Raw genomic sequence first — 5,576 nt, 5'->3', positions numbered from 1 at the left:
TCGCCCCAAGGCGGGAGGCGAGTGGCACCGGGCGCAGGCCGAGGTGAAGGCGCTGGAGGACCGCGAGGCGCTGCTGGCCCCCAAAGCCGCAGCCCTCTCCGGCGCGCTGCGCGAGCGGCGCGAGGCCGAGCGGCAGCGCACGGCGCTCGACGATCCGGAGGCCGAGGCCGCGCGGCATGCCAGCCTGCGCGAGGCCCGCGCCGCCCATGAAGCGGCCTTGGCCCATGCCGAACAGGTGGAGCGCGCGCGGCAGGCGGTGCAGATGGCGGTGCTGACCGGGCAGGGCGCCAGACGCGATCTCGAGGCGCTGGATGCGCTGGCCGGCCGGCTGGTCGCCGCCGAGGCGCGGCAGGCGGCTGCGGCAGGCGAGGTCGCACGGCTGGCCACGGCGGCGCAGGCAGCGCGCGACGAGGATCGCAATGCCACCACGGCGGGCGAGGCGGCCCGCGCCGCGGTGGCCGGGCTGCGGTCTCGGCTTCAACTGGCGCAGCGCGCGGCGCTGGCGGCCAAGGCGGCGCAGGCGGTGACCGCGCTCCGCGATGCGATCCAGCGCGCCGAGGCTTTCCGCAGCCGCAAGGAGGCCGCCGAGGCCCGCGCCGCCGCCCTGCCGGTCACGCCCAAGGCGCTGGCCGCTGCCGAAGCGGCGGCGGCGGAGCGTGACCGGCTCCACGCCATCGCCGGGGCGCGGGCGGTGACGCTGCACTTCGCCTATTCCGGCGCCGCCCGCGCCCTGCAGGACGGCGCGCCGGTGCTGGAGCCGCTGCGGCTCACCGGGCGCAGCCTGCTGGATCTGCCGGGGCTGGGCCAGCTCGCCGTCGATCCGGGCGAGCGGGCGGAGGACGATCTGCCCGCCCGCCTTTCCGCCGCCGAATCCGCGCTTGCCCGCGCGCTGGTGGCCTGCGCTGCCGAGACCCTGGCCGAGGCGCGGCAAAAGTTGACAGCCGCAACTTCGGCGCGGGAGGAGAGCCGTCAGGCGGCGGAGCTTCTCGCCAACACCGCGCCGCAGGGGATCGAGGCGCTGCGCCAGTCGCTCGCCCGGGCTGAGACCGAGGCGGGATCGGGCGGCGCCGAGGCCGAAGACCCGGCGCTGCTGGAGCCCTTGCTGCAGGCGGCGGAGGCCGCGGAGGCCGGGGCGCTGGCCACGGCCCGCGGCGCGCATCAGGCGGCGCTGGAGGCGGGCGACCGTCTGGCCCGCGCCGAGGCCGCCGACCATGCCGCCCGAGCAGCGCTCGACACGGCGCGGGCCGAAGCGGGTGACCCGGCGCTGCACGCCAGCCGCAGCGCCGAGGCGCGCAGCCGATTGGCGGAGGCCGAGACGCTGCGGACCGAGCGCGAGGCAGCGCTGCAAACACTGATCGCCGCCGCGCCCGACCTCGACACCGCGCTCGCCCGGCGCGACCGGGCGCAGAGCGTCGTCGATCTCGCGGCCCGCGACCGCACCCGGCTTGCGCAGCGGATCGCCGAGCTGGAGGGAGCGATCCGGATCCAGGCCGATGCCGGGATCGAGGAGGAGCTGGAGGAGGTGCGCGGTGCGCTGCTGCCCGCCCGCGCCCGTGCCGCGCGCTACGAGGCCGAGGTGATGGCGCTCGCCCGCCTGCGCCGCGCGCTGGAAGAGGCGCGGGTGGCGGCGCGCGACGCCTATTTCGGTCCCGTGACGCAGGAGTTGGCGCCGCTGCTCGCCATCCTGCACGACGGGGCGGAGCTGCATCTCGACGACCGCACGCTGCTGCCCGCAGCCCTGCACCGCAATGGGGTGGCCGAGGATCTGGCCGTGCTGTCGGGCGGCACGCGCGAGCAGCTCGCCATCCTGACCCGTCTGGCCTTCGCCCGGCTCTTCGCCCGCAACGGCCAGCCGGTGCCGCTGATCCTCGACGATGCGCTGGTCCATTCCGACGATGCGCGGATCGAGGCGATGTTCACCGCGCTGCACCGGGTGGCGAAGGATCAGCAGATCCTCGTGCTGACCTGCCGCCAGCGGGCCTTCGCGGGGCTGGGCGGCGAGCGGGCGGTGGTGCGGATCGGGCCGGCCTGATCAGCCGCCCGCCTGCCAGTCGCGCACCATGTCCAGCGGATGCAGCAGCATCAGCACGTTCAGCGCCAGCCCGTCGCGGATCACCACGGCAGTCAGCGCCTCGAAGCCGATGACGATCAGCACCGAAGCCCAGGCAGGGATCGCCCGCGCCAGCCAGAAGCCCGCGATCATCGCGAGGATGTCGGCCACCGAGTTGACGACCGAGTCGCCGTAATAGTCGAGCGAGATGGTCACGGCGCGGTAGCGTTCGATGATCGCGTCGGAGTTCTCGACAATCTCCCAAGCCGCCTCGACCGCCGTGGCGATCACCAGCCGCCAGCCGACGGGCAGACGGCGGGCGACGAGCCAGAGCGCGCCGTAGAACAGGATGCCGTGCAGCAGATGCGAGGGTGTATACCAGTCGCTCAGGTGCTGCGAGTTCTCCGAGCTCATCGTCTCGCCATGCCAGAGCTTGACGTAGCCGCAATCGCAGATCGGCACGCGCCCAACCCAGAGCAGCCAGAGTGCGGTGGCCAGCACGAGGCCGGCGACGATCCAATAGGGCAGGAGGCGGTTCGACATGCGGCGGAGCCAAGCATATCGCCCGCGCCCCGTCCACGCCGAAGATCAGCGCTCCGGAATCTCCGACAGGTGCCGGCGCAGCAGCGCCATGTTCTTCAGATTGGCCTTGAAGAACAGGTCGAACACCGTCCCCGCCACCGGCACGCTGCCGCCGACGAAGTCGAAGGCGGTGTTCATGGCCATCCGGCGCAGCACCGAGGCTGGCAGGCCCAGCTCGCGGGCGCGCCAGATCAGATAGGCCGAGGGCAGCATGGTCGCGGCGTCGCCGACCACCGGCACCAGGCTGGCGATGCCGTCCCAGCCGAAGCGGAAGCCGAGGATGCTGAACTGCGAGTCGAGCAGCTTCGCCAGCCGGTCCAGCCGGACCAGCTCGGCGTCGACCTGCTGCCGGGTGGCGGGGCGACGGGTGGTGGGGCGACGGGTCATTCCGCGACCCTCCCGAAGAAGGGAAGCCATTGCCGCGCCGCCTTGCGCCGGATGCGCCGGCCCCACATGTGCGACGGCCGCTCGGGATCGAGCAGGTCGTTGTCGGCCAGCACCGTCTCCTGCAGGCCGTTCAGTTCGGGCGGCACGAAGGGGACCAGCGACCGCCCGGGCCCGCGCAGCGCCTCGATGCCGCCGATCAGTGAGCCGCCCTTGCGCGCCACCGCCGCCTCGAAGGCCGCAGGCTCCACGCCCAGATGCTCGGCCAAGAGCATCGTGCGCAGCCCGGCGATGGTTTCGGCCAGCTCCGGCGTCTCCGGCCCAACCTCGACCGAGAGGTCGCATTCGGTGTCGAAGCCCATCGAGCGGTTGTTGAGGTTCGAAGACCCCACCCGCAGCAGATGGTCGTCCATCACCAGCACCTTGGCATGGACATAGATCGGGTCGCCCTTGAAGGTCACCGGGGTATACATGCGGAAGCGGTCGCAATGGTCGGCGGCGCGCAGCATCTGCAGCAGCATGGCGCGGGACGAGCCCATCACCTGCTCCTCCAGCCAGCCGTCGGCGGTCAGCGGGTTCACCACCACGATCTCGGGCGGGTCCTCCTCGCGCAGCCGGGCGGCCATCGCCTCGGCCACCTTGCGCGAGGCGAAATACTGGCTCTCGATGTAGAGATTGCGCCGCGTCCCGGCGATGGCGGCGAGGTAGAGCGCCTCGATCTCGTGCACCCCCTCGCGCTCGCCATGCGGCGGCAGGGTGCGCGAGACGGCGACGTCGACCGACCGCATCGTCGTCTCCAGCCCCTCGGGCCAGAGCGGCGGGCGTGGCGGCGGCGGCGCGAGGTCTTCCCCCGTGGCCGCCTTCCAGCGCTCGCGCGCGAGGTCGCCGAGCGCCCGCGCCGCATCGCCGTTCACCGCCGTGGTCACGTCATGCCAGGGGCCATAGCGCCGGCGGGTGCTGGGGCGGCGGCGCAGCGGGTGGTCGTCGAGATGGTCGGGCGTGTCCCAGCGGTCGCCGGTCATGTCGATGCCGCCGCAGAAGGCCAGCGCGTCGTCGATCACCACGATCTTCTGGTGATGCGCCGAGGCCACCGGATGCGCCGCGTCGAGCTTGAAGCGGATGCGGTCGTCGGTCATCCAGTCGAGGATCGCCAGCGGGGTCGAGCCGCGGCCCAGCGAGGGCAGCCAGTCCATGTCCCATTTCAGCACATGGATGCGCAGCTCGGGATTGCTCTCCACCACCCAGTTGAGGAACTCGCCCAGCCGGTTCGGCGTGTCGGAAGGCGGGGCATGCGGCTCCAGCTCGATCCTCGTGTCGAAATCCCAGCCGATCATCAGCACGGAATGCCGCGCCAGGGGCACCGCCTTGCGGATGGTGGCGAAATAGTCGGCGGCGTCGAGGATGACGCGCAGCCGGTCGGATCGCTCGATCCGCCAGCAGGTCTCGGAGGGGCGGAGGATGGGCAGGTCTGAAGACATGGGGGAATGCATCGGTCCACTGGGTCGGGCCCAGCCCAATGCGCCGCGCCTGCCGCGGGTTCCCTCCGCTCAGGGCAGCGCGGCGCGGGCCAGGGCCACCAGCGGCTGCGGATAGACGCCGATCCACGCCGTCAGCAGGGCGCAGAGCGCCAGCAGCAGCGCGTCGCCGGGCGACAGCGCCAACGGCTCTGCTTCGGGCGCCTGGCGGAAGCTGATGGTGAGGAAGCGCAGGTAGTAATAGAGCCCCAGCGCCGAGCCGGCGATCGCCACAGCCAGCGCCGGCCAGTGTCCTGCCGCAATCAGCGCCGAGAAGACGTAGAACTTGCCGAGGAACCCCGCCGCCAGCGGCAGCCCGGCCATCGATAGGAGCGCCAGCGCCAGGCTGAGCCCGGCCAGCGGGTTGCGCCAGACCAGCCCGCGCAGGTCGTCGCGCTGCGGGTCCGGCCCCAGCCGCGCCGCGACGCAGAGCGCGGCGAGCAGCGCCGGCGCATAGGCCGCGAGGTAGAACAGCGCCGCCTCGGGCGCCAGCGCCGCGCCGGAACCGAGCGCCACGGCTAGATAGCCGGAATGGGCGATGGAGGAATAGCCCAGCATCCGCACCAGCGACTCCTGCCTGAGCGACAGGAGGTTGCCGAGCAGGATCGACCCGGCGCCGGTCAGCATCAGGCCGAGGCTCCAGACCGGTTCGGGCGGGCCGGCGGCATCCAGCCGCAGCAAGACCAGCAGCACGCCGATCTTCGAGGCGACGCCCGCCAGCGCCGCCGCAGCCGCCGGCGCGCCGGAGAAGGCGTCGGGTGTCCACATGTGGAACGGGACCAAGGCGAACTTGAAGGCCAGCCCCGCCAGCAGCAGCGCCGCGCCGAGGCTGACCAGAACGCCCCGCGCAGACCAGGCCGAAAGCTCCAGCGAGCCGGTCGCGGCATGGGCCAGCGCGAAGCCGAACAGCAGCATCGCCGCCGCCGCCGCGCCGAGGATCAGGAACTTGTAGCCCGCCTCCAGCGCCGGCCGGTCCATCGGCAGCACGAAGAGCGCGACCAGCGACAGGGTCACCAGCTCCATCCCGAGGAAGACCGAGGCCGCAT

General features: G+C 72.8%; 5 protein-coding genes. 1 reads left to right on the top strand and 4 read right to left on the bottom strand.

All coding sequences use genetic code 11. The annotated features are described in order from the left end of the window. The coding region (locus tag C5F48_RS25350; protein WP_107665815.1) for a hypothetical protein at positions 1-2,032 on the top strand (2,032 nt) is incomplete at its 5' end. On the opposite strand, the gene C5F48_RS21585 is transcribed toward C5F48_RS25350, so the two are convergent. The 4 genes from C5F48_RS21585 to C5F48_RS21570 form a co-directional block, all read right to left on the bottom strand. Continuing rightward, entirely contained in the window at positions 2,033-2,593 is a 561-nt protein-coding gene (locus tag C5F48_RS21585; RefSeq protein WP_107665814.1) for a DUF2585 domain-containing protein, read from the bottom strand. A gap of 45 nt (positions 2,594-2,638) precedes the next feature. After that, positions 2,639-3,019, bottom strand: a complete 381-nt coding sequence (locus C5F48_RS21580; RefSeq protein ID WP_170139569.1) for a DUF4112 domain-containing protein — start codon at positions 3,017-3,019, stop codon at positions 2,639-2,641. Further along, a complete protein-coding gene (locus C5F48_RS21575; protein ID WP_107665812.1) occupies positions 3,016-4,494 on the bottom strand; it encodes a phospholipase D-like domain-containing protein in 1,479 nt (492 codons plus the stop codon). Before C5F48_RS21575 ends, C5F48_RS21580 begins: the two co-directional genes overlap by 4 nt. A gap of 69 nt (positions 4,495-4,563) precedes the next feature. Then, positions 4,564-5,576, bottom strand: a 1,013-nt coding sequence (locus C5F48_RS21570; protein WP_107665811.1) for a proton-conducting transporter transmembrane domain-containing protein, incomplete at its 5' end; no start/stop codon positions are given.

Source organism: Cereibacter changlensis JA139 (assembly GCF_003034985.1).
Lineage (GTDB): Bacteria > Pseudomonadota > Alphaproteobacteria > Rhodobacterales > Rhodobacteraceae > Cereibacter > Cereibacter changlensis.
The sequence above is the reverse complement of the archived record's forward strand: the minus strand, read 5'-3'. Positions and strand labels throughout refer to the sequence as shown.

What these genes read in the sequence shown, in the direction of transcription:
- C5F48_RS21585 (WP_107665814.1), bottom strand. Translation starts at nt 2,593, where the DNA reads ATGTCGAACCGCCTCCTGCCCTATTGGATCGTCGCCGGCCTCGTGCTG.
- C5F48_RS21580 (WP_170139569.1), bottom strand. Translation starts at nt 3,019, where the DNA reads ATGACCCGTCGCCCCACCACCCGTCGCCCCGCCACCCGGCAGCAGGTC.
- C5F48_RS21575 (WP_107665812.1), bottom strand. Translation starts at nt 4,494, where the DNA reads ATGTCTTCAGACCTGCCCATCCTCCGCCCCTCCGAGACCTGCTGGCGG.